The 1,691-nt window shown below is 33.6% G+C and carries 1 protein-coding gene; it reads right to left on the reverse strand.

The window, feature by feature from the left end; all coding sequences use genetic code 11:
- On the reverse strand, window positions 1-1,376 hold a 1,376-nt coding region (locus DFR63_RS01180), incomplete at its 3' end, for a collagen binding domain-containing protein (protein WP_245954102.1).
- Between the last annotated feature and the right edge of the window lie 315 nt (window positions 1,377-1,691).

Consider the following 1,691-nt stretch of genomic DNA (forward strand, 5'->3'; position numbering starts at 1 on the left):
ACTCTCTCCCCATCTGCTAATAAATGAATCGTGACTGTTTCGGCTTCTTTATCTTGAAGCTCCCAAACTTTTTCTACAGGTACTGATGTCGTTGCAATATTGTTATTAATTGATAATATTAAGCCTTCATCAGAGTTAGGTTCTATCGTGAAGAATATTTTATTATTTTCATCAAACTCAATATGATTTGGCGCCGATATCTCCTGCAGGTAATATTCGCCTGCTGGTAAGTTGGCTACTTCAACCATTCCCTCGTTATTTGTAATAATAGGTTCGCCATTATTAACTGGTGTCCCATCGGCTTTAAATATATTAAATGATACATTTTCTAACAGAAGATTTTCATCATTATTTAAAGTTTTAATAATACGGACGGTACCTGGTAAAGGTGGGTCGCCTTCAACACCCCCACCAGTAAATCGATTGTTAACCTCATGAGTCCCAGACTCACTAACTGGTTCTTCATGTAATATAGTATAATCAGTTTCATAATTATTCACAAATTTTTCTTGTTTTTTTCCGTTTTCTGTTATTTCAGTTAGATACATAATATAAAACGCGTTTGTACTTGCTTTATCTTGATATATATTAATATTAAAGCTCATATTGTTATGTATACTGACGGTACCATATTGCTCTGCTTCAAATTCTTCTTTTGTTAGAACTTTAGATTGACCAAAGTAATCCTCAATAGTAATCGAGAAACTATCTTCTACTAATTCCTGTCCTTCTTGAATTGTATCTTGAATATTAATATCACTGTTCAAATAATCTTTCTTTAAATTGGCATTTAAAAACCATCTTACGTGATCGGGGTCAGAGGGCAACATATCACCTGTTTTATAAAAGAACACACCAGGTTCTGTTCCACCTTCGAGGGCAGTTATAGAGTAGTTTTTACCGTCTAAGTTTGTCCCTAAGTTAGTAGTATAGTCAACTGTTGATCCTGGTTCTACAAAACCGGCAGTCGCTGTATAAAAGAACTCCCCCCTAATATTATTTAATTTTTCTACCATTTCATTGAAGGTACACTTCACTTGATTGCTAGACACTTCACAAACGCCAAAAGTTACTCCTTCACTATTTTTTAAAAGTTGAGTAGCTCTTGTTGCTTCTAAATTTTCGGGAACCTGTAAAGTTAAAGTGTCCCCCACGCTCATGTTGTTACCACTTTTATCAGAAAAACTAATACTTATTCGCGTATCTTCACCATGTGTCAAAGTATCGGGTGAAATTGAAAAATCATCTACAAAATTTTCTTGGCTTAACTCCGCCGCTTTAGCTTCTGAAGACGGAACAAACGTCTGAAATACTGATGCCAACATTAGCACACTGATTAAAATGTAACTAGTTACTGTATTCTTTTCCCTTTTCATTTCATTAACTCCTTTATTTTATATTATTTTAATTTTTTAATCATCACTAATTATACCGCTTTCAAAATATAATTATATACATAAGTAAATGAAAATAATATATTTAATTAGTCATAAAAGTTTACAATCGGCGTAAATTTGTGACTTTAGGAGCTATTTTGTATCTGTTTTAACTGTTATTTTGCACACTCAATTTAGAAACCCAGCTGTCTTCGTGAAATGAACTGCTCCCTGTCAAGTAGACAGGTAAAAAAACAAAATAGTATTTTGGTCGCACACGACGATTGTCGTGTGCGTTTTTTTATGCGGGTATCT

This window comes from Jeotgalicoccus halotolerans (genome assembly GCF_003387165.1).
Lineage (GTDB): Bacteria > Bacillota > Bacilli > Staphylococcales > Salinicoccaceae > Jeotgalicoccus > Jeotgalicoccus halotolerans.